General features: G+C 68.6%; 23 protein-coding genes, 1 tRNA gene and 1 other RNA gene. 14 read left to right on the plus strand and 11 right to left on the minus strand.

Annotated features, from left to right (window positions below; translation table 11 throughout):
- Positions 1 to 5 precede the first annotated feature (5 nt).
- Positions 6 to 2,429, minus strand: coding sequence for a PAS domain-containing sensor histidine kinase (locus NO360_RS14120; RefSeq protein WP_256308438.1), 2,424 nt, complete (start codon positions 2,427 to 2,429; stop codon positions 6 to 8).
- Between the two features lie 193 nt (positions 2,430 to 2,622).
- Between NO360_RS14120 and NO360_RS14125 the strand changes: the two genes are divergently transcribed.
- Positions 2,623 to 2,696 (plus strand) — tRNA-Lys (locus NO360_RS14125).
- A gap of 584 nt (positions 2,697 to 3,280) precedes the next feature.
- Here the strand turns inward: NO360_RS14125 and NO360_RS14130 are convergent.
- Positions 3,281 to 4,711 (minus strand): FAD-dependent oxidoreductase, encoded by a 1,431-nt coding sequence (locus NO360_RS14130; RefSeq protein WP_256308439.1) that lies wholly within the window; start codon positions 4,709 to 4,711, stop codon positions 3,281 to 3,283.
- A 245-nt stretch (positions 4,712 to 4,956) separates the two neighbouring features.
- Here NO360_RS14130 and glpK point away from each other — a divergent pair, with 245 nt between their 5' ends.
- Both glpK and NO360_RS14140 read left to right on the plus strand, forming a co-directional pair.
- Positions 4,957 to 6,492 carry a glycerol kinase GlpK gene (gene glpK, locus NO360_RS14135; protein WP_256308440.1) on the plus strand — a complete coding sequence of 512 codons (1,536 nt, stop codon included), beginning with the start codon at positions 4,957 to 4,959 and terminating at the stop codon, positions 6,490 to 6,492.
- 5 nt (positions 6,493 to 6,497) lie between these two features.
- Positions 6,498 to 7,286 carry a carbon-nitrogen family hydrolase gene (locus tag NO360_RS14140; protein WP_256308441.1) on the plus strand — a complete coding sequence of 263 codons (789 nt, stop codon included), beginning with the start codon at positions 6,498 to 6,500 and terminating at the stop codon, positions 7,284 to 7,286.
- A gap of 284 nt (positions 7,287 to 7,570) precedes the next feature.
- Here the strand turns inward: NO360_RS14140 and NO360_RS14145 are convergent, their stop codons facing one another.
- Together NO360_RS14145 and NO360_RS14150 are read right to left on the minus strand one after the other, a co-directional pair.
- Positions 7,571 to 8,872: a dihydroorotase gene (locus NO360_RS14145; RefSeq protein WP_256308442.1), complete on the minus strand. Its 1,302-nt coding sequence runs from the start codon at positions 8,870 to 8,872 to the stop codon at positions 7,571 to 7,573.
- A 55-nt stretch (positions 8,873 to 8,927) separates the two neighbouring features.
- Positions 8,928 to 9,578, minus strand: coding sequence for a lipoate--protein ligase family protein (locus NO360_RS14150; protein ID WP_256308543.1), 651 nt, complete (start codon positions 9,576 to 9,578; stop codon positions 8,928 to 8,930).
- Between the two features lie 164 nt (positions 9,579 to 9,742).
- On the opposite strand from NO360_RS14150, the gene NO360_RS14155 reads away from it, so the two are divergent.
- Complete coding sequence (locus NO360_RS14155; RefSeq protein WP_256308443.1) at positions 9,743 to 10,714, plus strand: DUF8155 domain-containing protein; 972 nt, start codon at positions 9,743 to 9,745, stop codon at positions 10,712 to 10,714.
- Between the two features lie 66 nt (positions 10,715 to 10,780).
- Positions 10,781 to 11,284 (plus strand): PaaI family thioesterase, encoded by a 504-nt coding sequence (locus NO360_RS14160; RefSeq protein WP_256308444.1) that lies wholly within the window; start codon positions 10,781 to 10,783, stop codon positions 11,282 to 11,284.
- Positions 11,285 to 11,308: 24 nt separating this feature from the next.
- Here the strand turns inward: NO360_RS14160 and NO360_RS14165 are convergent, their stop codons facing one another.
- The gene (locus tag NO360_RS14165) at positions 11,309 to 11,890 is read right to left on the minus strand and encodes a cysteine hydrolase family protein (RefSeq protein WP_256308445.1); all 582 of its coding nucleotides are present in this window, start codon (positions 11,888 to 11,890) and stop codon (positions 11,309 to 11,311) included.
- Positions 11,891 to 12,022: 132 nt separating this feature from the next.
- On the opposite strand from NO360_RS14165, the gene NO360_RS14170 reads away from it, so the two are divergent.
- Both NO360_RS14170 and NO360_RS14175 read left to right on the plus strand, forming a co-directional pair.
- Positions 12,023 to 13,474 (plus strand): Hvo_1808 family surface protein, encoded by a 1,452-nt coding sequence (locus NO360_RS14170; RefSeq protein ID WP_256308446.1) that lies wholly within the window; start codon positions 12,023 to 12,025, stop codon positions 13,472 to 13,474.
- Positions 13,475 to 13,585: 111 nt separating this feature from the next.
- Complete coding sequence (locus tag NO360_RS14175; RefSeq protein ID WP_256308447.1) at positions 13,586 to 14,752, plus strand: nicotinate phosphoribosyltransferase; 1,167 nt, start codon at positions 13,586 to 13,588, stop codon at positions 14,750 to 14,752.
- A 41-nt stretch (positions 14,753 to 14,793) separates the two neighbouring features.
- On the opposite strand, the gene NO360_RS14180 is transcribed toward NO360_RS14175, so the two are convergent.
- The gene (locus NO360_RS14180) at positions 14,794 to 15,396 is read right to left on the minus strand and encodes a TIGR00296 family protein (protein ID WP_256308448.1); all 603 of its coding nucleotides are present in this window, start codon (positions 15,394 to 15,396) and stop codon (positions 14,794 to 14,796) included.
- 200 nt (positions 15,397 to 15,596) lie between these two features.
- On the opposite strand from NO360_RS14180, the gene rnpB reads away from it, so the two are divergent.
- The 3 genes from rnpB to NO360_RS14195 all read left to right on the plus strand — a co-directional run bounded on the left by rnpB (position 15,597) and on the right by NO360_RS14195 (position 17,776).
- An RNA gene (gene rnpB, locus NO360_RS14185) (RNase P RNA component) lies at positions 15,597 to 16,088 on the plus strand.
- 94 nt (positions 16,089 to 16,182) lie between these two features.
- Entirely contained in the window at positions 16,183 to 17,277 is a 1,095-nt protein-coding gene (locus NO360_RS14190) for a zinc metalloprotease (protein WP_256308449.1), read from the plus strand.
- Between the two features lie 169 nt (positions 17,278 to 17,446).
- Positions 17,447 to 17,776: a WNWW family protein gene (locus tag NO360_RS14195; RefSeq protein ID WP_256308450.1), complete on the plus strand. Its 330-nt coding sequence runs from the start codon at positions 17,447 to 17,449 to the stop codon at positions 17,774 to 17,776.
- Positions 17,777 to 17,866: 90 nt separating this feature from the next.
- Here NO360_RS14195 and NO360_RS14200 read toward each other — a convergent pair whose 3' ends face one another.
- Positions 17,867 to 19,099, minus strand: a complete 1,233-nt coding sequence (locus NO360_RS14200; protein WP_256308451.1) for an MBL fold metallo-hydrolase — start codon at positions 19,097 to 19,099, stop codon at positions 17,867 to 17,869.
- 145 nt (positions 19,100 to 19,244) lie between these two features.
- Between NO360_RS14200 and NO360_RS14205 the strand changes: the two genes are divergently transcribed.
- Positions 19,245 to 20,549 (plus strand): acetamidase/formamidase family protein, encoded by a 1,305-nt coding sequence (locus tag NO360_RS14205; protein WP_256308452.1) that lies wholly within the window; start codon positions 19,245 to 19,247, stop codon positions 20,547 to 20,549.
- A gap of 55 nt (positions 20,550 to 20,604) precedes the next feature.
- On the opposite strand, the gene NO360_RS14210 is transcribed toward NO360_RS14205, so the two are convergent.
- From NO360_RS14210 to NO360_RS14220, 3 genes are all read right to left on the minus strand, one after another.
- Complete coding sequence (locus tag NO360_RS14210; protein ID WP_256308453.1) at positions 20,605 to 20,865, minus strand: MoaD/ThiS family protein; 261 nt, start codon at positions 20,863 to 20,865, stop codon at positions 20,605 to 20,607.
- A gap of 110 nt (positions 20,866 to 20,975) precedes the next feature.
- Positions 20,976 to 21,281 carry a DUF5789 family protein gene (locus NO360_RS14215; RefSeq protein WP_256308454.1) on the minus strand — a complete coding sequence of 102 codons (306 nt, stop codon included), beginning with the start codon at positions 21,279 to 21,281 and terminating at the stop codon, positions 20,976 to 20,978.
- A 91-nt stretch (positions 21,282 to 21,372) separates the two neighbouring features.
- Complete coding sequence (locus tag NO360_RS14220; protein ID WP_305149172.1) at positions 21,373 to 22,056, minus strand: DUF5806 family protein; 684 nt, start codon at positions 22,054 to 22,056, stop codon at positions 21,373 to 21,375.
- Positions 22,057 to 22,366: 310 nt separating this feature from the next.
- Here NO360_RS14220 and NO360_RS14225 point away from each other — a divergent pair, with 310 nt between their 5' ends.
- From NO360_RS14225 to NO360_RS14235, 3 genes are read left to right on the plus strand one after another with little or no spacing between them, the layout of a single operon-like run.
- Positions 22,367 to 23,287: a winged helix-turn-helix domain-containing protein gene (locus NO360_RS14225; protein ID WP_256308455.1), complete on the plus strand. Its 921-nt coding sequence runs from the start codon at positions 22,367 to 22,369 to the stop codon at positions 23,285 to 23,287.
- A gap of 46 nt (positions 23,288 to 23,333) precedes the next feature.
- Positions 23,334 to 23,702, plus strand: coding sequence for a universal stress protein (locus tag NO360_RS14230; RefSeq protein WP_256308456.1), 369 nt, complete (start codon positions 23,334 to 23,336; stop codon positions 23,700 to 23,702).
- Positions 23,699 to 24,253, plus strand: a complete 555-nt coding sequence (locus tag NO360_RS14235; protein WP_256308457.1) for a GNAT family N-acetyltransferase — start codon at positions 23,699 to 23,701, stop codon at positions 24,251 to 24,253. The genes NO360_RS14230 and NO360_RS14235 overlap by 4 nt, the downstream gene beginning before the upstream one ends.
- 40 nt (positions 24,254 to 24,293) lie before the next feature.
- Here the strand turns inward: NO360_RS14235 and NO360_RS14240 are convergent, their stop codons facing one another.
- Positions 24,294 to 24,752, minus strand: a complete 459-nt coding sequence (locus NO360_RS14240) for a universal stress protein (RefSeq protein WP_256308458.1) — start codon at positions 24,750 to 24,752, stop codon at positions 24,294 to 24,296.
- Positions 24,753 to 25,055 lie beyond the last annotated feature (303 nt).

Raw genomic sequence — 25,055 nt, forward strand, 5'->3', positions numbered from 1 at the left:
CGGGGTCAAGCCCCGAGGCGCTCGCCCTGCTCATCTGCAGACTCGTCCGCGGCCGGGAGATACAACACGACGACCGCGCCGCCCGTGCCGTCGGCGGCGGCGGACGCCGCTGTCTCGGAATCGGCGTCCGCCGCCTCGGAGACAGATGCGCTCCCGCCGCCCGGCTTTTCGGCGTCGGTGCCGGCCACCGCCTCACCGCCGGTCGTAGCGGGGCGCAAGTCGGGGTCCGCGGTCCGGTGGTCGGACGACCCGAACCGCAACGATCCCCCGGAGCGGCGTGCGACGTGGTTGACGAACTGGAGACCGAGTCCGGAGCCGTGGAACAGCGGCGTGATGTCGGTCTCGCTCCGGGCGGCCTTCCGTTCCATTTCGGGGATGCCGGGGCCGTCGTCGGCGACGGCGACGGCGACGGTGCCGTCCGCGCGCGTGACCCGCACCGAGACGGCGGGGTCGTCGCCGGTGTGGACGACGGCGTTGCGGAGGAGTTCGGTGAGCGCCTTGCGGACCTCCGGAATCGCTCGGACGTCGAACGACTCCGGACAGTCGACGACGATGGACGCCTCGGGGTGCGACTCGCGGAGTTCGGCGGCGACGTCTTCGAGGAGTTCCCGGATGTCGATCCGACGGGGGGGCGAGTCGTCGGTGAGCAGTTCGACGATTCGCCGCTCTTTGTCCGCGAGTTCGACCAGGTCGTCGCCGGTCTCGATGATCTGCTGCACCGATGACTTCGCGTCGCCGGTCGTCCGGTTTTCGAGCAGCTCCGCGTGCCCGAGGATCAGGTTCATCTTGTTGTAGAGGTTGTGCCGCAGGATCCGATCGAGGACGCGGAGTTGGTGTTCGCGCTCGGATTGCTCCGTGATATCACGGCAGATGGCGACCGACCCGTCGACCGCACCCTCCTCGTCGTAGTGGGGATAGCGCGTCGTCGCGAACGAACGCTCGCCCTTCGTGGGGAACGTGGGGGTGACCTCGTAGGAGATCGAACGCTCCAGTTCGAGCACGCGGTCTTTGTGCTCCCGGATCGTCCGCGCGGCGGGTTCGTCCATGAACGCGAACTCGTCGTCGCCGATCAGTTCTGACCGTGATAGGCCGGCGTACTCGGCGACGGCGTCGTTGACGACCTCGAAGGAGCCGTCGCGGTTCTGGAGCATAATCGGGTCGTCGAGGCGGTTGACCATCTCTCTGAACGTTTCGAGTCGTTCGCGCGCGTGGACTCGGTCGGTGATGTCCGTCTGGATCGCGACGAACCCCTGAATCGCTCCGTCGTCGGTCGTGATCGGGGCGATCGTTTCGGAGGCGTGGTAGTGCTCGCCGGACTTCCGCCGATTGACGATCGGCTCGGACCACACCTCCCCGTCGAGGACGGTGCTCCAGAGGTTCCTGTAGTACTCTTGATCCATCTGCCCGGACTTCAGGATCGACGGATCCCGACCGACCGCTTCCTCGGCCTCGTAGCCGGTGACGGCCTCGAAGGCCGGGTTGACGTACTCGATGGTGCCGTTCCGCTGGGTGATGAAGATCGCGTGGCCGGCGGCCTCGACGGCCTGTTTGAACTGCCGGATGTCGTCCTCCCGGCGTTTCTCTGCTGTGACGTCCTGGAACGAGCCGCGAACGCCGACGATCGACTCGTCTTCGACGATCGGGACCCCCTTCGAACGGACCCAGCGAACGTCGCCGTCGGCCCGGTACAGTCGGTACGTCGAGTCGAACGGGTCGCCTCCCAGCGCGGCCTCGACGTCCGCGCGAACCGACTCTCTGTCGTCGGGGTGGTAGAACTCGATCGCGTTGTCGACCGTCGGTTCGAAGGCCTCCGAGACGCCGTGGAGTCGGCGGGTCTCGGCGGTCCAGGTGAGGGCTTCTCCGTCGGCGTCGAGCTCCCAGCCGCCGACGTCGGCGAGCGACGACATTTGGACGAGAAGGTCGCGTTCGGCCGCGTGGGCCCGGAGCTCTCGTTCTTGCGCACGGCGTCCGACGGCTCCCTCGATGGCGTCGACGAGCAGCGCGTAGTCCCCCGTGTCGATCGACTGCGGGACGTACCGGACCGCTTCGGCGTCTGCGGACCGCCGCGCCAGCTCGGCGGTCGGCGTCGACGGGTAGAGCACCAACGGGACCGTCAGATCGCTCGGTTCCCCCGACGGGAGGACGCGCGAACCCGACCCGCTTTCCGCGTCGGCCGCCGGTTCGGGTCCCGAGTCGAAGACGGGCGATCCCGCGGGCCTGGCGAGAGCCCGCAACGCTTCCGGCGGGGGAAACTGGCGGGCGACGACGCAGTCGACCGGCCCGCGGTCGATCGCGTGGGCGTATTCGTCAGCGGTCGTCGAGAGAACGGTCATCGTCGTGGACGCGTCGGCGACGGCCGACCGGACCGCGGACGCGAGCGCGTCGTCGTCGAGAACGACGACAGCGGGGGATCCCGAGCGGTCACTCATAACGCGGAGCGAACCTGTCGCTGGCACCCTCGCCAGTAGAATCGACGCCGTTTTTCTGTAGAGTCTCCAGCACGCAGTTAGCCGTCCGGTCACGGTCACGGAGGATATATCTTTTTTTACGTCGCTGTCACGACGCTGTCGTCGAACACCGAGAGTAAACGCTTATCACGGCCGGCCAGTTACCCCTCGGTGTGGGCCGGTAGCTCAGTTCGGCAGAGCGTCTGGCTTTTAACCAGACGGTCGGGGGTTCAAGTCCCTCCCGGCCCGTCCTTCTCGTCTCCGAGCGACAGCGAGGAGCGATAGACGACCTGGAGGGGCTTGAACCCTGCAAGTCGCAGCGCGCGAACGGAGTGAGCGCGACCGTCTTGCTTCGGTTCAAGTCCCTCCCGGCCCGTGAGCCGTCTCTGAACGAAGTGAAGAGCGGCGGTAGTACACGGGAGACTTGAACCAGGGAGCGACGCGAGTGGAACGAGCAGAGCGACTGTGGTTCAACGTCCCTCCCGGCCCGTGAGCCGTCTCTGAACGAAGTGAAGAGCGGTACATACGCGCAGGAGTTGGACGGGCTTCGTCGCGTCGTCTTGGTGCGAGCTGGTTCCTGCAAGCCCCCGGTCGCTCGACTCGGGCCGCTCGCTGTGGTCCTCGTCGCTCACGCCGTTCGCTCCTGCGGTCCTTGCGTCGCGGTCCGTCGCCGAGCGACCGGCCCCTTGCGACCCGCCCGACGACACCGCTACGCCACGTCCTCCCCAGCCGACTCCTCGCTCGCGTCGCTCGCTCGTCGCCCCTCGCGTGCGTGTGCCGCGCGACAGAGCGCGCGGCAGCACGCACCGGTGGTTTTCCTCTCGGATCGTCGACTACGGCAACGAGCCGTTCAGCACCTTCGCGGCGACGAGGACGGGGTCCCAGACGGGGCTGAACGGCGGCGCGTAGCCGAGGTCCTGGCGTTCGAGTTCCGCGACTGTCAGCTCGCCGCCGAGCGCCGTCGCGAGCGTGTCGATCCGGATCGCCGCGCGGTCGGTGCCGACGACGCTCCCGCCGAGGAGCCGGCCGGTGTCGCGGTCGGCGGTGAGCGTGACCGTCGTCTCGGCCGCGCCGGGGTAGTAGCCCGACCGCGATCCGGCCGTGATCGTCTCGGAGACGGGGTCGAAGCCGGCCCCGCGGGCGCGGGCGTGGTCCAGGATCCCCGTCCGGCCGCACTCGAGGTCGAACGCCTTCACCATCGCCGTGCCCGCGACGGACCCGACCGGCGTGGGGTCGCCGCCGACCGTCGCGCCGATGGCCCGGCCGGCGCGGTTCGCGGGGAGGCCGAGCGGGTCCCATACCGCCTCGTCGGTAACCATATGGGGCATCTCCGCGACGTCGCCCGCGGCGTAGACGTCGTCGACGGTGGTTCGGCCGTAGGCGTCGGCGGCGACGGCCCCCGACGCGCCGAGTTCGACCGGCGTGTCGTCGAGGAGTTCCGTGTTCGGCCGGATGCCGATCCCGACGAGCGCGGCGTCGACCGCGAGTTCGGCACCGCTCTCGCAGACGAGGCCGTCGACGTGTCCCGCCTCGCCGTCGAGTCGGACGACCTCCTCGTCGAAGTGCAGCGTCACGCCCGCCTCGCGGAGGTGTTCCGTGACCGCGTCGCCGACGGCGTCGCCGAACGCCGGGACCGGGCGGTCGGGCCGCTGGAACAGGTGGACGTCGAGGTCCCACGCGTCGAACGCCTCGGCCATCTCGACGCCGACGTAGCCCGCGCCGACGACCGCGACGGTCTCCGGCGGGGCGAGCGCGCCGTAGCGTTCGACCTCGGACTCGTCCAGCGCGTCGCCCCCGCCGAGGGCCGCGACTTCGAATTCGTCCGGGTCGGTCAGGTACGCCCGGATCGCCGCGGCGTGATCGAGGCCGTGGAGGGTGAAGACGCCGTCGAGCGTCGCCCCCTCGATCGGATCCGAGACGGCGCGGGCGCCGGTCGCGACGAGGAGGTCGCCGTAGGGCTGTTCGAACGTCGTCCCGCCGCCCTCGACGGTGACCGTCGCCGCGTCGGTGTCGACGGCGACGACCTCGTGGCCGCGCCGGAGGTCGATACCGCGCTCTTCGGCGGCCGCGGGCGACAGCGAGAGGAGGTCTTCGAGGCGGTCGACCTCGCCTTTCACGAAGTACGGCGTGCCGCAGTGTGCGTAGGAGACCCAGGAACCTTTCTCGAACACGATGACGTCGCGGTCGGGGTCGGTGCGTCGACACTTGCTCGCCGCGGAGAGTCCGGCGGCGTCACCGCCGACGACCACGAAGGGATCGGACATACGCCTACGTGCACCCGCCGGGGGTAGATACTTTTCGCCGGACAGCGTGGGCAACGCACGAGCGACGTCGCGCGGGCGGCGTCGGGTCGACAACGCCGGGTTTTAGCACCTCCCGCCTCCGACGTGCACCGACAACCCGCATCTCGGAGCGTTCGGGTCCGGCGTCGGTCCGACGAACGCGGACGGCTCCGTCCCGGCGGCCGAACAGCCAGCAGAACACGAGCGACACGACAGCAACCACGAGTATGAAAGAACGCACGTACGTCGGCGCGATCGATCAGGGAACGACCGGAACGCGGTTCATCGTCTTCGATCACGGCGGGCAGCCGGTCGCGAACGCCTACGAAACGCACGAACAGATCTACCCCGAACCGGGCTGGGTGGAACACGACCCCGAAGAGATCTGGGAGAACACCACCGTCACGATTCGGCGCGCGCTCGACGACGCCGGCATCGACGCCTCGCAGTTGGCGGCGATCGGCATCACCAACCAACGCGAGACGACCGTCGTCTGGGACCGCGAGTCGGGGACGCCGGTGTACAATGCCATCGTGTGGCAGGATCGGCGGACGACGGAACGAGTCGAAGCGCTCGAACGGGAAGGCAAGGACGCGTGGATCCGCGAGACGACCGGGCTCGAACCCGACGCGTACTTTTCGGCGACGAAAGCCGAGTGGCTCCTCGACAACGCCGACCCGATCAAACTCCAGCGGATGCGCCCCGAGGACGTCCGCGACCGCGCAGAGGCCGGCGAACTCTGCTTCGGCACGATCGACTCCTGGCTGATCTACAAACTGACCGGCGCGCACGTCACCGACGTCACGAACGCCTCGCGGACGATGCTGTTCGACATCCACGACCTGTCGTGGGACGACGAACTGCTCGACGAGTTCCGCGTTCCCGCGGCGATGCTGCCGGAGGTGCGTCCCTCCGCCGACGACGACCACTACGGAACGACCGACCCCGACGGGTTCCTCGGAGCGTCCGTCCCCGTCGCGGGCGCGCTCGGCGACCAGCAGTCGGCGCTGTTCGGCCAGACGTGCTTCGACGCCGGCGATGCGAAGAACACCTACGGAACGGGGTCGTTTATGCTGATGAACACGGGAAGCGAGGCCGTCGCCTCCGAGAACGGCCTGCTCACGACGGTCGGGTTCCAGCGCTCCGGCGAACCGGCTCAGTACGCCCTCGAGGGATCGATATTCATCACCGGCGCGGCAATCGAGTGGCTGGAGGACCTGACGCTCATCGACGACCCCGCCGAGAGCGAGGCGCTCGCCCGGTCGGTCGACTCGACCGACGGCGTCTACGTCGTCCCCGCGTTCACCGGCCTCGGCGCGCCGCACTGGGACCAGCGCGCCCGCGGCACCATCGTCGGGATGACGCGCGGGACGCGGCGCGAACACATCGTCCGCGCGACGCTCGAATCGATCGCCTACCAGACGCGCGACGTCGCCGAGGCGATGACCGAGGACAGCGGGATCGAACTCACGGACCTGCGGGTCGACGGCGGCGCGGTGAAGAACAACTTCCTCTGCCAGTTGCAGGCGGACGTCGTCGGCGCGGACATCGTCCGGCCGGAGGTCGACGAGACGACCGCGCTCGGCGCGGCCTACGCCGCCGGGCTCGCGGTCGACTACTGGGCCTCGCTGGACGAACTCCGCGAGAACTGGCGGGTCGACCGCGAGTTCGAGCCGGACCGCGCGGACGACGTCGAAGAACGCTACGGGCGCTGGCAGGAGGCCGTCGAGCGCTCGCTCGATTGGGCCAGCGACGAGGAGTGAGAGGAATGAACGTCGCTGTCGTCCAGCTACCGGCACGAAACGAGCCGGACGCGAATCTGGAGCAGGCGGTGTCGGAGGTCCGCGCGGCCGCGGCCGACGGCGCGGATCTGGTCGTCCTCCCGGAGATGTGGCCGGTCGGCTACTTCGCGTTCGACGCCTACCGCGACGCCGCGGAACCGGTCCCGGGGCCGACGACCGACCGTCTCGCCGCGCTCGCCGACGACCTCTCGATTCACCTCCACGGCGGGAGTCTCGTCGAGCGCGACGGCGACGCCGACGGGGGCGACTCGGACCTCTACAACACCTCCGTGCTGTTCGGTCCCGACGGGACGCTCCTCGACACCTACCGGAAGATCCACCTGTTCGGTTACGAATCGAAGGAATCCGAGCTACTCACATCCGGAGCGGAACCCTGCGCAGTCGAAACCGACCTCGGAACGGTCGGACTGACGACCTGCTACGACCTCCGGTTCCCGGAACTCTACCGCTCGCTCGTCGATCGCGGCGTCGAGATCTTGCTCGTCGCCTCCGCGTGGCCTCGCGAGCGGATCGATCACTGGCACCTGTTCGCCCGAACGCGGGCCGTCGAGAACCAGACGTTCCTAGTCGCCGCCAACCTCGTCGGATCGATCGACGGCGTCGATCTCGGCGGCGAGAGCGTCGTCGTCGATCCCTGGGGCGTCGAACGAGCGAACGCCGGAACCGCAGCGGGGACGGCGCACGCGACCGTCGATCTCGACGAGGTTCGGGAGACGCGCGCGTCGTTTCCGGCGCTCGCGGACCGGAAGCTCTGATCGGCTCCACGCTCGCGGACCGGTTCGACGGCACTGTTCGGACCGACGGCTCTGATCGGTTCGACGCTCACTGACCGCCGTCGAGAGTCGCGATCGGGACGAGCGTTTATACCCGATGACGGGACCATCGCCGCCGTGACGTGAGTTCCACCCCGCGTCGGGAAGCGGTTGTCCGGCACGTCGGCGCGGGGGACGCGAGGACGGCTGGGACATCAGCCCGTATTCGCAGCGAGTGCCGGCTGTTCGCAACTGCCAGCGACTGAGAGGCGTCGCTGCCGACCTCCCTACCGGCGGACGTTCTCGCCACTCGGTTCGCCCAGGACCGCCTCGCCGTCGTAGACGATTTCGCCACGGGAAAGCGTCAGCGACGGGAAAACGCCGATCATTCCCTCGAACGGCGTCCACCCGCACTTCGAGTGGAGATCGTCGCCGCGGATCTCCCGCTCGTCCTCGGGGTCGACGAGCACCAGGTCTGCGTCGTAGCCCTCGGCGACGCGGCCCTTGGCGGGGAGATCGAAGATTTCGGCCGGATTCGTCGCCGTGAGGTCGCGGACGCGTTCGTAGGTGATCGCTCCCCGTCGCGCTCGCTCCAAGAGCAGCGGCAGCATCGTCTCGACGCCGGGGACGCCGCTCGGCGCATCCCACAGACTCGTCTCCTTCTCCTCGACGGTGTGCGGGGCGTGATCGGTCGCGACGATGTCGACATCGCCGTCGACGAGCCGCTGCCACAGCGCTTCGCGACGCTCCTCGCTCCGAAGCGGGGGGTTCATTCGCCCGTACGTGCCGAGTTCGGTCGCGTTCTCACGGGAGAGAAACAGGTGATGCGGCGTCACCTCGCAGGTCGCACCGCCCGCGACGGCGGCGTCGACGCCCTCGGGCGTGCTCGTGTGCGCGATGTGGATCGCGGCGTCGGTCTCGGCGCCGACCTCGACGGCGCGTTCGACCGCCGCTGCCTCGGCCTCGGCGCGGCGGTACTGGCTCCAGACGTCGGCGTCGGCGTCGCGACCGACGCCGCCGGCATCGCGCTCGCGCGCCGTCTCGTCGAACAGGTCGGCGTCTTCGGCGTGGACAGTGACGACGACGTCCGCCTCGGCCGCCCGCTCGACGGCCTCGGCGAACAGGTCGGCGTCGATGCCCATATCGCCCGTCGAGTCGGCGAGGAACACCTCACCGAGGGCGAACAGCGGCCGGTCGAACAGCGAGTCGGGGTCCCAGTCGGGCGTCACGCCGCCGTTGATACCGTAGTCGACGTGCGAGTCGGCAGCGAGCGACGACTTTTCGTCGAACGCGTCGCCGGTGACCGTCGGCGGCGACGTGTTCGGCTGGTCGACGACGGTCGTCACGCCGCCGGCCGCGGCGCTCGACGAGCCCGTGCGCCAGGTTTCTTTCTGGGAGTGACCCGGTTCCCGGAAGTGAACGTGGGCGTCGATCGCACCGGGAAGCAACAGCCGTTCGTCGGCGTCGACGACGCGGTCGGCCGGCCCGTCGTCGGTCACGTCCCCGACGTCGGTGATACTGCCGGACTCGGTCCGGACGTCGCAGATTCGACCGTCGGCGAGTCTCGCGTCGCGGAAGAGCGTCGACATACGCAGCCGTCTCGCGCGGTCGACCTAAGCGCGACGGTTCAGCGCGGTCCCGAAGCTACCGGTGTCCGTCGCCGTACTCCGCGAGCAACGCGGAGACCGAAACCGTCCGTCGCCCGAGATCGCCGCAGAGGGAGTCACGGAGCGACTCCGCGACGGCGTCGGGGTCCGCCGGACCACCGCTTCGGGCGACGCTTCCCACCGAATCGGGATCGAACGGCACGTCGAGCGCCTCGTAGACGGGAGCGAGTACGGACGCGAGTTCCTCGTGGGCGTCGACCACGACGACGCCGGCGACGAGCGCCGTCTCGCGTCGGATCCGCTGGGCGATGCCCGAGATCTTCCCGCGGGCCTGCACGGAGTGGTCGCCCGGACAGAACGACGCCTCGGGCTCGCCGCGCCGGGCGGGGACGCCGAGCGACCGCAACGCCCGGACGACGGCCGTCGTCGCGGCGTCGTACCGCGCTTCGAGCCCGCGCCGGCTGTCTTCCGTCGGGACCGCGACGGCGAACGCGAGCGTCGTCCCCGAGTACGCGACTGCACGGCCGCCGACGCTCCGCTCGACGGCCGGATAGCCGTGGGACTCGGCCGCGGTTATCGCTCGCTCGTACCCCTCAGCGCGCGCGTCGCGGCGGCCGAACGCCACGTGGCGGTGCGGCGCCCACACGCGGACCGTGGGAACGCCGGTCTCGGCTGTCGAAACGAGCATCGCGTCGGTGCCGGTCCGGTCGGCGTCGAGCTGCGACGCCCGCCCGCGAACGACTCGGACGTCGGCCGCGTCGGGTGCGATCTCTTCGAGCACTGAGTGAGAGGATGGAGCCGACGAACCTAAGCGCTCTCGGTCCTCCGGGAGCGTATGATCGGTGGTCGCGAGTGAGGGCCGACGCCGCCGTCCGCGTCCCGGCGTCGACGCTCCGCGGGTACGGGCGCTTCTCGCTGTACAATTCCCCGTATCCCGCACACGATTCCGGGTGTGCGGTCGACCTCTACCCCGAGGACAACGTGGGACGCTCGCCGGTCGCGGGCGTCGTTCGGGAGACCCGGACCGTGCGGGCGCCGGGGAAACCGTACGCGGCCGACGAGGAGTACCTCCTCCTCATCGACGTCGACCGCGAGCGGAGCGGGATCAGGGTCGATCGAAAGGGCGGAGCGAACCTAGTGGCTCGGATCCTTCACGTCCGGCCGCGGGTCGAACCGGGCGAGGAGGTCGCCGTCGGCGACCCGCTCGGCCCGATGATTCGTTCCGGATTCTTCGCGCCCTGGGTCGCGAACCACGTCCACCTGGGGTTCCGCGAGGCGGGACAGAATCTCCACCGCGCGGGTGGCTCGCTTCGAGTCGTCGCCGATGTCGACGTCGAGCCGCTGGCCTGGGACGGAACCGGGAGCGTGATCGACGTCGGAGACACGTACGCGCTCCTCGACAGCCCCACGCACCCGGCTCCGGGCGAGCGCTTCGCCGGCATCGGCGGGACCGTCGCCGGGGCGGCAGAGACGGAGCCGAGGGAGCCGATGCGGGGAGACCGCGTCGCCGAACGGCAGGTCGCCCTCGACGGCGGACTGACCCACTACGCGGGCGGAGGCACACTAGACGGCGATCGCGTCGCCTCCGAACAGGGTGCCGTGTCGTTTCTCGGCCGTCACGTCGGCGACGCCGACGGACGCGACGTCGCCTGGCGCGACGTCGACGTCGTCGCGAACGGCGATCGGATCACCGGGCTCTCGCTCTTCGCCGGTCTCGGCCCGGCCGTCGGCGTGAAGCTCGTCTGCCCCGAGCGGGAGTTCGAGATCGGCGATCGCGTCGAGGTATCCGTCCGGGAGAGCGACGACCCGATCCGCCTCGGATAGCTGTCGCGAGGCGGACGGGGACGATCGAACCGCTGGCTACATACCCGCTCCGCGTGCGATTCTGGTATGGCCGACGAGGATCCGGACCGGTCGGCGCTTCCGGAGGACGCCGCCGCGTTCGTCCAGGAGTACATCGAACAGGAGCACGGCTACCTGTCGTGGCTCGGAACGCGCGTCGACGCGCTCGAACCCGGGCGCGTCGTGATGACGATACCGTACGACGAGAAACTCACCAACACCACGGACCCGCCGACGGTCCACGGCGGCATCGCGGCGACGCTCATCGACACCGCGGGCGGGATCGCTCAGCGGACGCTGCTCGAAGACCCCGTCGGGGGCGGCATCGCGACCGTCAACCTCAACGTCAACTACCTGCGCCGCGCGTCGGGTGACCTGACCGCGACGGCGGAGGTCGTCCGCTCCGGCGGGACGATCGGGGTGAGCACGGTCACGGTCGTCAGCCGGATCCCCGAGGACGTCGACGACGAGGCGTCACGACGCTGGGAGGGGACCGAATCGGGCGAAGCCGTCGCGACCGGACAGGCCTCTTATCGGCTGTTTCGGGAGTGAACGGGAGCACGGGTCCCCGGACGGCTACTCGAAAGCGACCGCGTCGCGGGTCGCGACCTCGCCGAAGAGCCAGTCGGCGTGTTCTAGGGCGTACTCCTTGTGCTCCGCCTCGATGGCGCCGATAGCGTCCTCGACGAGCACCGGCCGGTAATCCCGAAGCCCGGCGCTCCCGGCGGTGTGGAGGACGCAGACGTTCGCGAGCGTCCCGCAGAAGAGGAGGTCGTCGACCCTGTGGGCCGTGAGCCAGCCGTCGAGTTCGGTCTCGTAAAAGGCGTCGTAGGTGTGTTTCTCGACCACGTGGTCGGCGTCGCGCACGTCGAGGTCGTCGACGATCTCCGCCTCCCAGTCCCCCTCGACGACGTGTTCGCCCCAGCGGTCGAACTCGTCGTAGTAGTGCGCGTCCGCGAACTGCTCGGGCGGGTGCACGTCGCGGGTGTAGACGATCCGTGCGCCGGCGTCGCGGGCGGCGTCGACCAGATCGCCCACGTCGTCGACCACGGCCTCGCTCGCGGGCGCGTGGAGGGTCCCGTCGGGGTGACAGAACCCGTTCTGCATATCGACGACGACGACGGCCGTGCGCTCGGGATCGAACGAATCGATCGACATACTCGAACGTAGTGCTGCGGGCGACAAATGCGTTCGCCCGGTGTGTACAGAAGTCGTCGGGATGGAGGACAGTAGGAGAGAGCGAGGTGCGACGCGGAAAGGTACTTCCGCACGTGGGCCTTCCCCTCGACAATGACGCGGAAACGCGGCCTCGCCGCCGCGGCGGTCGCGCTGGTGATCGTCCTGGCGGGATGTGGCGCCCCGGTGTTAGACTCCGGTTCGTCGGTCCCGCCCGCGGGCGGAAGCGACGCCGCCGCGACGCCGAACGCCGACTTCGACGACCCCGAGCGCGACGTCCTCGGGTGGGAGGACGGGTACTGGTACAACGAGTCGGTCGACGTCGACCAGTCCGACGGCCTCTCCGACGAGGAACTGGACGCCTACGTCGGGCGGGCGATGGCCAGGGTCGAGTACGTCCGCGGCGAGGAGTTCGACTCGCGCGTCCCGGTCAACGTGATTTCGCGCGAGGAGTACCGGAACCGGTCGTCCGGCGGGTCGGGTAGTGGGGAAATCAGCGACTACGAACGCTGGAACGACCAGGTGTGGGAGGCGCTGTTCGTCACCGGCGAGAGCGAGAGCAGCGGCGAGGCGATCGGTGAGACCCGAAGCTCCGCCGTCGCGGGCTTTTACTCCCCGTCGGACGACGAGATCAAGATCATCACCGACTCGCCCGAGTCGCCGACGATCAACAACGCGACGCTCGTCCACGAACTCGTCCACGCCCTCCAGGACCAGCGGTACGATCTGACGGACGCGAAGTACGGCGGCGACACCCAGGACGAACAGCTCGCCGTCGACGGCCTCGTCGAGGGCGACGCGAAGTACGTCGAACAGCGGTACGCCGACCGCTGCGGCGAGTCGTGGGAGTGCGTCGCCACGCCGTCGAGCGGTGGTGGCGGCGGCGGGGGCGGCTCGCCGAACCTGGGGATCTTCCTGACGATCTTCCAGCCGTACTCCGACGGTCCGGTCTACGTCCACGACCTCGTGGACCGCGAGGGCTGGAACGCGATCGACGAGCGGTTCGAGAACCCGCCGGCCTCCTCCGAGCAGATCATCCACCGGACCGACGAGGAACCCGTTCCCATCGACTACCGCGACAGAGCGCGTAACGGCTGGGAGACGTTCCCCGAGCAGGGCGAGGACGGCTCCGACACCGTCGGCGAGGCGTCGATGTACGTGATGTTCTGGTACCAGGCGCGGAACGCCGGGGCCGACACGATCGATCCGCGGAGCATCGGGAACGTCGAGAACCGATACGACACGTACAACTACGACGCCGAGCCCTCGGCGGGATGGGGTAACGACCGGCTCTACCCCTACCAGAAGGGGACCGACGCCGAGGCCGAGTACGGCTACGTCTGGGCGACCGAGTGGGACACCGAAGCCGACGCCAGAGAGTTCCAGCGGGCCTACCGAGCGATCCTCGACGCTCACGACGCGGAACAGCGCGCTGAAAACACCTACGTCGTTCCCGACGGCCAGTTCGCGGACGCGTTCCGCGTCACGCGCTCGGGGACACGGGTGACGATCGTGAACGGACCGACCGTCGCCGACCTCGACGACATCCGACCGCGGCAGTCCTGAGCCGGGAGAACCGCTCGGACTCGACGGACAGGCCCGGCTTTGAAGAGGAATCCCCTTCGGAGATCGGAGCCGAACGAGTGAGTTTTTCAGCGCGCGCCGCGAACGCCGCGTATGGAGTTCGACATCGTCGGTCCCGACGCCATCGCCGAGGGGTCGGCGACCGACGCGTACTTCGATCGGACGGAGACGACGCTCCGCCACGCGGGCCGGAATCCTCGCGTCGTCGCCGAGGTGACCGCCGACCAGTTTCCCGACGGCGACTTCGAACTGCTGGCGGGCGTGAAAGACGCCGCGGCGCTGCTTGAGGGTCGCGACGTCGACGTCGACGCCATCCCGCCGGGACGGCTGTTCGACGGCGGTCCCGTGATGCGGGTCGAGGGCGACTACCTCGAGTTCGCCCGGCTGGAAACGTCGCTTTTGGGCTTTCTCTCGCACGCCTCGGGCGTCGCGACCGCCGCCCTCGACGTGCGGCGAGCGGCCCCCGAGTCGACGGTGCTCTCCTTCGGCGCGCGGCACGTCCACCCGTCCGTCGCCGCGATGATCGAACGCGGCGCGCTCGTCGCCGGTCTCGACGGGTTCTCGCACGTCGCCGCCGGCGAGGTCCTCGGCCGGGAAGCGGGCGGGACGATGCCGCACGCGCTGCTCATCTGCTTCGGCCGCGGCAACCAGGAACAGGCGTGGCGGGCGTTCGACGAGGCGGTCGACGAGGACGTGCCCCGCGTGGCGCTGTGTGACACCTACTCCGACGAGGCCGACGAGGCGCTCCGCGCCGCCGAGGCACTCGGCGACCGACTCGACAGCGTCAGACTCGACACGACCGGATCGCGCCGGGGCGATTTCCGACACATACTCAGAGAGGTACGCTGGACGCTGGACGCGCACGGACACGAGGACGTCGACATCTTCGCCTCCGGGGGCCTCGGACCCGCAGAACTGCGCGAACTCCGCGACGTCGCCGACGGGTTCGGCGTCGGCGGCTACGTCTCGAACGCCGACCCCGTCGACTTCGCGCTCGACATCGTCGAGGTCGACGGCGAACCGGCGGCCAAGCGCGGCAAGCTCACCGGCGCGAAGTCCGTCTACCGGACGCCCGACGGCGGCCACCACGTCGGGCTGCGGGACCGTGCGGGTCCCGAGAACGGCGAGGCGCTGCTGGAACCGCTGGTCCGCGGCGGGGAGATCGTCGACGACGTCGATCTCGGGATCGACGCGGCCGCCGAGCGGGCCGCTCGGGACGCAGAGCTGTGTGAGTACGGCGTCGGCGAAACCAGCGAGTAACGAGTCGGTGCGAACGCGGATCGGATCGATCGGGTCGGTGACTACAGTTCTTCGACGCTGCCGCCGTCGGCGCGCTCGCGGAACACCTGTCCGTCGAACAGCGTGACGGTCGTATCGTCGTCCTGCCACGCGAGCGGGGAGATTCCCGCTTTCCGGCAGGCGTGCGTGAGAAATTGTTGTTCGTTCCAGCCGTTCTCGACGGGGATCGTCGGGTAGAGCCAGCCGTGGTCGTTGCCGTTGTCCACCACGACGCCGTGTGTCCCCAGTTCCACGTCGTCGAGCGGGTTGTCGGTCTGGACGTAGTCGCAGACGACGCAGACCGAGATGGTGAGATTCGAGAGTTCGGGCTGTTCGATCTCCGAACCACAGGAGTTCTCCGAGGCCGCCTGAATCGCGGCGTCGACGATCGCGTGTCCGAGTTGGTCGCTGCCGCGGTAGGCGCCCGCACAGCCTCGGAGACGGCCGCGTCCGCGAGTCGATCGTATTCTGACGAACGCGCCGGTTCGCGCGTAGAACGCGTCGCGCATACTGCCCGGCTGTTCGCGTTGACCGTGTAAAACGTACGATTCGACCGACTCACGCGCTAATTCGACCGCCCTCGCCCCATCGTCGTAGGAGAGACGAACGGTCTGCGCCTCGGACATATCTCCGTACAAGCGCTCGCCTGACTTGAACGCTTCCCTTCTTTCCGCGCGGTATACGGCCGCAGCGGTGCGTTCGGACGGTCCAGTACGGTCGATGATGATACTGTCTCGGTGGATCCGTCGTCCACTGCGTTCTCGACGAGTCGACCTCGAACCGAACGACCGAACGGCTTATTGGACTCAGCCGCCTCGGATCGAACGGCAGAGAGAGCTCGGCTCCCGTCGGTCCGATTCGGACTGACGAGGAAAGTCCCCCCACCGTCCGGACGGGTGACCGGGCGCAAGCCCGGAGTCGGAGACGGCTGGCTCTGGAACAGAGACGAGACCCCTCGACCCGACCGATGAGACGCGAGCGGCGGTCTCCGCCGCCGGCGCACGCGGGGCGACCCGCGAGCGCGCGAACCGACCCGTAAGGGAAGGGAGTTGACCCGTCGAGGGCAGCGCAGTCGCGCTACGACTGCGAAACGTGAGCGGCGTCAGCCGCGAACGGCGCGGTCGTAGCGCGATCGCCCGAGATGGCGGCAGCCATCTCGTCGCGTACGAGCGCAGTGCGCCCGTGCGCCGACGGTCGAGAACGGATGGAACGGCGAATCCTCACCGGTGCAAGTCCGCGCCGCCAAGGTAGTCCGGACAGGGCGCGGCCGCTCAGCCGAATGCCGAGACGAACAGAAGGGGGCTTACTCCTCTCAGCCGCTTTCGACGCCCGAGTGCCGACTGCGGTCTGTGACCGCGCGGAAGCGGGTCACCGTGCAAACATTCTTGAGCGTCTCAGTCGTCCACGCACCTGTGTCGACTCGGTCGTCTCGGCTCGTCGTGATCGCACTCGCGCTTCTCCTGGCGCTGTCGGGTTGCGTCGGCCCCGTCGTCGAGACCCCGTCGAGCGACGCAGCCGAAAGCGACCCCCGATCGACGACCCCGGGTGATTCGGACGTCCGGACGACGGGGACCCCGTCCGCCACGACGGCTTCGACGGCGACGGCCACGGCGGCCCCCGAAACGGCGAACCCCTGGGGAGCCGATCCGATCGTCGTCGGCGTCCGCGACGCCGCGGCCACGGGGAGGGAGTGGACGCCGCTCGTGCGCGAAGCCACCGACTACTGGGAGTCCAACGCGGAGCGCTTCGCGGGCTATGCGGTCGATTACGAGGTCCGCCCCGACGCCTCGGATCCAGATCTGATCGTCGAATTCGTCGACGAGGTCCCCGAGTGCGACGGAGCGGCGGACGCGGCGGGCTGTGCGCCGCTGATCGACGACCGCCGGCAGATCGATCGCCCGGAGACCGTGTTCGTCCAGACAGGTTTCGCCGACGACTCGACCGTGCTGGTGACCGAACACGAACTCGGGCACACGCTCGGGCTCACCCACGAGGACGCTCCCGAGGGAGTGATGGCCAGTCGGTCGGTGCTCTACACCGAACCGCGGCCGAACGCGACCGAGCGCGCGTTCCCCTGGGACGACGCCGAATTCACGGTTTACGTCGACGCCGCGAACGCGACCGATCCCGCGGGCGCGCGGCGGCAGGTCGACCACGCGCTGGCGTACTACGAGGACGGCGTCGAGGGGATGCCGACGAACCTCTCGTTCACGACGGTCGACGACCCGGAAGCGGCCGACGTCGTCGTTCGCTCGGTCGAAACCTCGCCGTGCGGCGAGGGCGCCGCCTCCTGCGGTGCGACCACGGGCCCGGATCCGGACGGCGACGGTGCGATCGAGACCTACTCGCGGCTGCGGATCTCGCTCGTCGATCTCGACACCGACGCGGTCGCCTGGCACGTCGGCTACTGGCTGGCCTACGGCTTCGGGGCCGAGGACGACGCCGAGAAGCCGCCGCCGTTCCGCGACGCCTCCTACGAGGACCGACGCAGCGAGTGGTGGGAGTGAGTCGCGTGAGGGAGTGAATCGAGTGAGGGAGTGAATCGAGTGAGGTAGCGAGTGAGTCGCGTGAGGGAGTGAGAACGAGTCGCGCGGTGGAGTGAGCGCGGCGTCGGGTCGGGCGAGACGCGCGGGCATCACCGGCGGATTCTTTTCGCTCGGGAACGAAGCGTCGGGTATGACGGGGAACAGCAACGCCGGCGACGTCCCGCTGGAGACGGCGGGCTTCACCGCCGAGGAACTGGTCGAAGCGCTCGAAGCGGCGTTCGAGGACGAGTCCGCGGAGAACCGTGTCGTCGCCCGACAGGCGCGTGATCTCGCCGACGCCGGAATCGTCGCCGACGACCGGGGCGCGCCGCTCACGGTCGAGGAGATCGTGCGGAACCTGAAGGACGCCCCCGACGAGTCGAGCGTCGCGGACCGCTGGAACTGGTGGCTCGGCGCGCTGGAGACGGCCTACGGCGGCTACCGCGAGTTCGAGGTCCGAGCGATTCCGTCCGAGGAGTGACGCGCCCGCGGCGGCGACCGCGCCGCGTCGTACCGCCGGGTCCGCGCCGGCAGCGACCCCGGCGCGGTACGCCGCGATCCCAGCGCTTTCTCACACGACGACCGTCTCACCGATCTCGGGAGCGGTCGCCGCGAACCCGTCGGCGACGAGTTCGTCGGCGAACGCCGCACAGCGGTCGCCGTGATCGACGAGGATCGTCGCGTCCCCGTAGTCGTTCAGGAACCGACGGAGGCCCGCTCGATCGGCGTGCGCCGAGAAGTCGTACTGTTCGACCCGCGCGGCCACGGGCAGTATGCGACCGTCGATCTCGGCGCTGCCCGTCTCCACGAGGTCGCGGCCGGGGGTCCCGTCCACCTGATAGCCGGTCATCGTCACCTTGTTCGTCGGGTTCGATCGGATCTCGGGGACGTAGGTCATCGCGGGACCGCCGGAGAGCATCCCGCTCGTGGTGACGATCGCCGCGTTCTGCTCGGCGATTCGCTTCCGTTGCCCGTCGCGACCGGTGACGAACCGAGCGTGCGACTTCGCCCGCCGAAGCGCGTCGGCGTCGCGGACGAACTCGGGGTGTTCGAGCAGCATCCGCGTCACGTCTTTCCCCATCCCGTCGACGTAACAGGGGATGTCGTGGGCCTCGCAGACGAGCAGCATCTCCTGGGTGCGCCCGATGGCGAAGGCGGGGACGACGACGGTCCCGCCCTCCCAGAGCGTCGTCTCGACGCTCTGGGCGAACTGTTCCTCGACGTTGGCTCGGTCCTCGTGTTCGACATCGGCGTACGTACTCTCGCAGATGACGACGTCCGCGTCAGGTCGCGCAGTCGTTCCCGAGACGAGGCGTTGGTCGTCAGTGTGGAAATCGCCCGTGTAGAGGAGCAGGGTCTCGCCATCGTCGACGAGAACGTGCGCGCTGCCGGGTATGTGGCCAGCGTTGTGAAACGTCACCTCGTGCCCGGCGGCCTCGAACGTCTCCCCGTAGCCGTGCGTCTCCGAGATCTGCGTGACGCGTCGGACGTCGGTCTCGGTGAACGGGCACTGCAGCGTGCCGCCGTGTAACTTCAGCGTGTCGCGGGCGAGCGTCAGGGCGAGTTCGCGCGTCGGCGGCGTCCAGTGGATCGGCGGCCGTTCGGAACCGGAGAGCAGCGCCGGAACCGCCCCGGCGTGATCGAGGTGACCGTGGCTCACCACGACCGCGTCCGGGTCCGGCGTGTCGACGGGGAACCGCGGCGGCGTTCCCGCGAGCATCCCGAAATCGAGGAGCAGCGAGTCGTTGACGAGGATCGCGCTGCGTCCGACCTCGCGAGCGCCGCCCAGAAACCGGATGTCCATCGGTGGGGAGTAGCGGAGCCGACCGTTTGACGCCGTCGATCGGGGCGCTCTTTCCGACAGCGACGTACGCGCGGCGCGGCCCACTCCCACGGCGACGCGGTTCCACGCGAACGCTTAACCAATTTCAAACGAAAGATGATTTACGATGTCTCAGCAAGTCGTTTCCGAACTCCACGTCGACGAGTACACGCTCGGGCTGGTCGGCCCGGACCAGGAGTGGGCCGGCACCGTCGCCGACGGCGGCACCGTCCGCACGCACACCCCGCCCGCGTGCTGGGGGCCGATGATCACGCCGAAGTTCCGCGGCGGCCACGAGGTCACCAAACCCATCGCCGTCGAGGGCGCGGAAGTCGGCGACGCCGTCGCGATCAAGATCCGTGACGTCGAGGTGACGAGCGTCGCGACGAGCACCGGGTCGATGGACGAACGAGAGGGAGCCTTCGGCGACGACCCCTTCGTCGATCACAAGTGTCCCGAGTGCGGCGCGGCGTGGCCCGAGAGCGTCGTCGAGGGGACGGGCGAGGAGTCGATCCGGTGTGCCGAATGCGGCGCGAACGCCTCGTCGTTCGCCTTCGAGTACGGCATCACGACCGTTTTCGACGACGACTACGAGGTCGGGATCACGGTCGACGAGGACGCAGCCCACGGCCTCGCAGAGCGCGCGGAGGAGGCGAGCGCGCTCCCCGAGAACTCGCGGCAGCACCCGATTCTCCTGTACGAACCCTCGGAGATGCCCGGCACGCTCGGCCACCTGCGGCCGTTCGTCGGGAACATCGGGACGACGCCGCCGATCGAACTCCCGGACTCGCACAACGCCGGCGACTTCGGACAGTTCCTCATCGGGGCCGAGCACGACTGGGGGCTCGACAGCGAAGACGAACTCGACGCCCGCACCGACGGCCACATGGACATCAACGCGGTTCGGGAGGGTGCGATCCTGATCTGTCCGGTGAAAGTCGACGGCGGCGGCATCTACGTCGGCGATATGCACGCCAACCAGGGCGACGGCGAACTCGCCTTACACACCACGGACGTCAGCGGACACACCGAGTTCGAGGTCGAACTCATCAAAGACCTCGACATCGGGGGCCCGCTCCTCCTTCCCAACGAGGACGACCTCTCGCACATCAGCAAACCGTACACGGACGAGGACAAAGCGCGCGGCCGTGAGCTCGGCGCAGAGTACGGCGTCGACGTCGAGACCGATATGGGGCCAATCCAGGTGATCGGGTCGGGCGCGACCGTCAACGACGCTACCGACAACGCCTTCGACCGCGCCGGCGACCTCCTCGGGATGAGCGAGGGCGAGGTCCGCACCCGCTGTACGTTCACCGGCGGCGTCGAGATCGGCCGACTCCCGGGCGTCGTGCAACTCACGATGCTCGCGCCGATGGACGTCCTCGACGACCGCGGAGTGGCGCACCTCGTGCGCGAACAGTACGGACTCTGAGAAGACAGGAGGGTCTGAGAAGGCAGCGCGGCCGAGGTCCTGTCGCGACGGCGGATCAGCCGCCGCGCATCGCGGGGTGGATCCGAAGCGACGCGTCGGCCGGGCACGGATCGTCGGGATCGGCGGCGGTCCCGTCGACCGCGAGGCGGACGCTGGCTGCGAGCCGCCCGTCGGCGCCGAACAGGTGCCCCTCGGCGCGCGGGTACGCGGCGACGACCGCGTCGACGGCGTCGCGAACGGTGCCTCCCTCGAAGTCGACGCTGACGCGTTTGCCGCCGGTCGCGCTCCGGAGCGGTCCGTACACGGTGACGTCCATAGCTAGTCTCTCACGTTCGAGACAGTTGGATGCTTCCACGTCGCCACCGCTGGAATGCTATGTCGAAGCCGATCAATCGAGAAGCGCGGTTCGGCGGCGAGCCGGAGGCATCAAAAAGAGACGTTGGCGTCGTCCGTGGGGCCCGACTCGCCCTCGGCGGGGTTGCTTCCCCTGTCGTCGTAGAACTTGCGACCGATGTACTCGTCGCTCACGTTACCGATGATCGTTTTGTACAACTCGTCGGCCGAGCCGTACGTCTCCTGACCGACGGCGTTAACGATCGTCGAAACAGTGTTGCTCTTTTGATCAGCGGGCGTCCCGACTTCGACGTCTCCGATTCGTTCGACCATCTCGTCGTGGTCGATCGGATACTCGAGTTCGTCGTCGAGAAAGTCGGACAGCTCGTTAATTTTCATAATTAATCGTTTATCTATGCGGGAATAACCCTTGTGGTGTCGAGACCCGACCGGACCTCAGAAGAGAGAGCCGACAGTACGACAGTTCTTCTCAATCGTCGTCGGGATCCGCGTCTGAGCCGATCCCCTCCTCGTCGGCCAGTTCCTCCGCGCGGAGATCCGCGCTCGCCTCTCTGACCTCCCGCATCACGCTGGAGATCCGCTCTTCGGTCTCCATCTCCTCCTCGACGGAGAGGTCGACGCCCTCGACTTCGAGGAGGAACTTCGCGATCTCCGTCACCTCGTACATCAGTTCGTCGAGTTCCTCGGCGGTGAAGAACCCCGACATCGCCCCGTAGAGGAACGTCGCTCCCGACTTCCGGATCTTGTCCTCGAACGAGGACCGCGCCTGATTGACGGCCTGCGGCGTGTACGTATCGGTCATAAACGGCACGAGTTCCGGGAGGTTCTCGCCGATCTTGGTCATCTCGACGCCGGTCTCCGTCCGGAAGTCCGCACACAGTCGGGCGATGGCCCACTCCCGCGCGGTGATGTACGTTCGGTCGCGCAGGAAGTCGTTGACGCGGTCGTACTGCGCGCCGTCGACCTTCTTGAACCGGGCGTACTTCCGAACGTCGGCCGGGGTTTCGGAACCGTCGGCGGCGGGTTCGGACTCGGGGTCGGCGGCGGCGGTCGTCTCCGCGGGGTCGTCGCTCGCGGGGCCGGCGTCCCCGAACCCGTCGTCGCCGTCCTCGCCCGGGTCGTCGTCGCTGCCCTCAACCGAGTCGTCGTCCATACTGGCGCGTGTCGCGCCGACGTCAAAAAGCGTTCTGTCGACAGATTTGTCGTCGATCCGGGCGGGTGACGGGCCCTGTTCCGCGGCGCTGGTGAAAGAAATTTCACCGCGTTTATTTCCGTCGGGAGGTGGTTGATTCCGATGCCGGGGTGTCAACTCGGCGAATCGCCACCCGGTGTTGGTGCCTCTGCACCGGGTGGCAGACGCGTCTGTTACCGGGCCCGATCGCCGAGCAGTTGCGGTCACAGTCCGGGGCGTCTACGGTGCCGATGCCAGTACGGTTTTCATTCTCGATGAAATATTCGACTGTGTGACAGAAGAGCCGACCGCTCACGTCGAACTCGACGACGAAGCGCTGAAGGCGGTTGCCAACGAGACGCGGCTTCGAATCGTCGTCGACCTCGGAGCGACCGTTCGAGACGGCGCGTACGGCACGCGCCGGTTCTCCGAGCTACTGGACGCGGTCGGCGTGACCGACAGCGGACAGTTGACCTACCACCTCGATAAGCTCCGCGAGCAGGAGTACGTCGAGCGGACCGACGAGGGGTATCGCTTGACGCTCCGCGGGCTGCGAGTCTACCAGTTCGTCCGCTCCGGTGTCCTGAGTCGAGCGCCGGACATCGGGCCCCTGACGATCGACCTCACGCACGACGACTGCGGCGAGCCGCTGTCGGTCCGCTACGAGGACCAGCGGATGTACGGCGAGTGCGAGGCGTGCGACGAGATCATCGGCGTCAACCCGGTCCAACCGAGTGCGTTCGATCCGGGGGACCGGGAGTCGATGTCGGACGCGTACCGACAGCGGTTCTGGATGGACAACTTCGCGATGACGCAGGGGTTCTGTCCGTACTGCGGCGGCGACGTGACGACGCGGATCGATTACCGCCACACGGAGGCGGTCCCCACCGAGTCGCAGGGCGAGGACCCCGCGATCACGTTCACCTGCGAGGTCTGTCGATGGTTTATCAACACGACGATCGAATTCCCGGGCTACCTGCACCCGGCGGTCGTCGCCTTCTGTCACGAGCGCGGCCTGGACATTCGCGAACACAACCCGGTGAATCTGCCGCTGGAGTTTCCCGAGTACGTCGTCCACTCCGAGGATCCCTGGCGCGTCGCCGTCACCTACGCCTACGACGACGACGAGATCACGCTCACGTTCGACGACGACCTGACGGTCCACGACGTCACGGTCGGAGCGGACGAATCCGGACGACCGGAGTCGGAGTAGTACCACACCCGACGATTTTTCTACTCCGGCGGTGACATCCGGGCATATGAGAATCCTCTTGGGTGTCGGCGGCTCGGACGACTCCCTCCGGGCGCTGGAACGGACGATCAAGCGGGCGCGCGAGGCGGGCGACGAACTCACGGTGGCCATCCTCGACGAGGGCGGGACGGACCGGTCCGTCGACGACGTCGAAGCTGACGTCAGGGACGCACTCGACGCCGGCGGCGTCGACGCCGAGATCCGTTCCGTCGAGGGCGATCCCGGCAGCGAACTCGTCGACATCGCCGAATCGGAGGGCTTCGATCGGATCGCGCTCAGCGGCGGGACGACGAGCCCGATGGGGAAGATCCAGCTCGGCAGCACCGCGGAGTTCGTTCTGTTGAACTCTCACGTCAGCGTCTCACTCATCCGATGAGCCGAGATCGACGGTTCCCCGACCAGGTCGCCGGACCGTTCGACGGCCCCCCGCGGCGGTTCGAGGACCGAGAGGGTCGCGAGATCGAGATCCGTGCACACGACGGGGGCGACGCGGAGTACGAGGCGCTCGCGTCGATGTACGACGAGTTCGATCCGGCCGACCGCGCCCAGGGGATTCCGCCGAGCGACGAGCGACGCATCCGCGAGTGGCTCGACAACATCTTCTGTGAGACGTGTCTGAACGTCATCGCGTGGGACGGCGAGACGGCCGCCGGACACGCGACGCTCGTCCCCGACGGCGACGCCTACGAGCTCGCGATTTTCGTGTTGCAGGCGTACCAGGAGGCCGGGATCGGAACGCATCTGTTGGAGGTGCTGCTCGGCTACGGCGTAGAGTCGGGCGTCGAGAAGGTGTGGCTCACGGTCGAACGGTGGAACCAGCCCGCCGTGGGACTCTACAAGAAGATCGGCTTCGAGGTCAGCGACTCGGAGAGCTTCGAGATGGAGATGGCGATCCGGCTGACGGACGGCAGCGACGAGGGCGGCTAGGCGGACGGAGCCGTCGGAGCGCCCCTCGCGGAGCCCGAAATCAGACCGACAGCACCGGCTGGCTCGCGTACAGGAGCACGTATTCTGCGGCCTTCGCGAGCACTTCGCCCGGATCGCCCGAAACCGGCTCGCGGGGAACGACGAGGAAGTCGGCGTCGAGTTCCTCGGCGGTGTCGAGGACGACGCTCCCGGGGTGTCTGAGCTTCATCTTCGTCGAGAAGCCGTACGCGACGGAGGTCGACAGCGGGACGTCGTGTTCGGCGGCGATCCGCTCGGCCGCCTCCATAATCGCCTCGCCGTCGGCGGCGACCTGCGCGTCGTCGACGACGCCGTTCTCGATCTCTCGAACGACTTCCTCGCCCAGCACGTGAACGACGTGGACCGTCGCGTCGTACTTTGAAGCGATCGCAGCGGCGTACGCTACCGCGTCGGCCGACTCGTCGCTCGCGTCCACCGGGGCGAGCACGAGGTCGACGGACAGCGGTCGGCGTTCGGTCATACCCGCACCTGCAACGCCCGACGGCAAAAATCCTCACTTCGACGACGGCCGGGTCGAACCGGCCGCATCGGGCGGCCGTGGCACCCTCGGGAGTCGCGGCCGGCGAGGGTTTATCACCGATCGGGAGGCCAGCCCCGCCGTGACGTGAGACGCGCCCCGCGTCGAAACGCGGTCGTTCGGCACGGCGACGGGGGATCACGGCCGTCAGCGGGACGACGAGGCTGATCGGCCGGCCGGCGGTGTGCCGACTGCTCGCCAATTCCGCATTCGGTCCGGGGCGGGACCGTCGCCCAGTCGGGCGGA

The sequence above is a fragment of the Halobellus litoreus genome, from assembly GCF_024464595.1.
Lineage (GTDB): Archaea > Halobacteriota > Halobacteria > Halobacteriales > Haloferacaceae > Haloquadratum > Haloquadratum litoreum.